The 1,126-nt window shown below is 57.6% G+C and carries 1 protein-coding gene; it reads left to right on the forward strand.

The window, feature by feature from the left end; translation table 11 throughout:
- Positions 1 to 172: 172 nt before the first annotated feature.
- Complete coding sequence (locus AC1DPR_RS32075) at positions 173 to 1,126, forward strand: IS110 family RNA-guided transposase (protein ID WP_210333100.1); 954 nt, start codon at positions 173 to 175, stop codon at positions 1,124 to 1,126.

A 1,126-nucleotide genomic window follows, 5' to 3' on the forward strand; every position in this document is an offset into this window, starting at 1 on the left:
GGCCTCGTTTGCCATTGAGGTGATTGCAACACCGCAGTGACGATGCGCAGAGCGGTTGGTCCTAGCGGGCCTGAACTTTCGTTCGTAAAAAAGCAGAACCCTTTGCGCATTTCGAGGCTTCGTCGAACCGTTGAGAGAGCTTCGCGCTCGCGTATAAGGGAGACATCGCCTCATGACCTATACTAGCCGCTTTATCGGCATCGACATATCGAAATCGTCCTTCGACATCTGCGTGCTTCCCGACATGCACTCGGCAAGCTTCTCCAATGATGCTGGTGGCATTGCTAGGTTCATCGCCTTTCTCGCGCAACTGGATGGCATCGAACGCCTGGTTGTGGAGCCGACTGGCGGCTATGAGCGATCCGTCGTGCATACCCTGCTGGCCGCTCGCTTGCCGGTCGCCAAGGTCAATGCCAGGCAGATCAGGCAGTTCGCGCGTGCCTGCGGCCAGCTCTCCAAGACCGACAGGATCGACGCGTTCGTCCTTGCCGACTATGCCAGACGCATGGAAACGAAGGATCTGGCACCTTCCTCGCCGGCTCAGGTGGTGCTGATCGATCTGGTGTCACGCTACAGGCAACTGTCGCATATGATCGTGCAGGAAAAGAACCGGCTGGAAAAACTCGGCGCTCGAGCCGATGCCACGGCAAGGGCGTGGATCGAGGAGACACTTTCGTTCCTTCTGCAGCAGCGCCAGTCGGTGGTCGATGCAATGGAAGCCTGTCTCCAATCGGATGAGGATCTTGCCGTCAAGGCGAAAGTCCTGATGTCGCTCAAGGGCATCGGACTGCGAACCGCATGCTTGCTGATCGCCGGACTTCCCGAACTCGGTCTGTTGAACAAAGGCCAGATCGCAAAGCTGGTCGGTGTTGCCCCTATCAATCGCGACAGTGGCCTGATGCGTGGCAAGAGGATGATTGCCGGCGGCCGCAAACCAGTGCGCGACGCCCTTTACATCGCCGCCTTGCCCGCCATCCGCTTCGATCCAGCCATGAAGGCCGTCTTCGAACGACTGAAAGCGAAAGGAAAGCCCGGAAAGGTCGCTCTCGTCGCGGTCATGCGAAGGATGATCATAATCCTCAATGCCAAAATGAGAGACTATCGAGCAACGGTGATTGACGCCTAA

It is taken from the genome of Rhizobium sp. 01T417, from assembly GCF_056398905.1.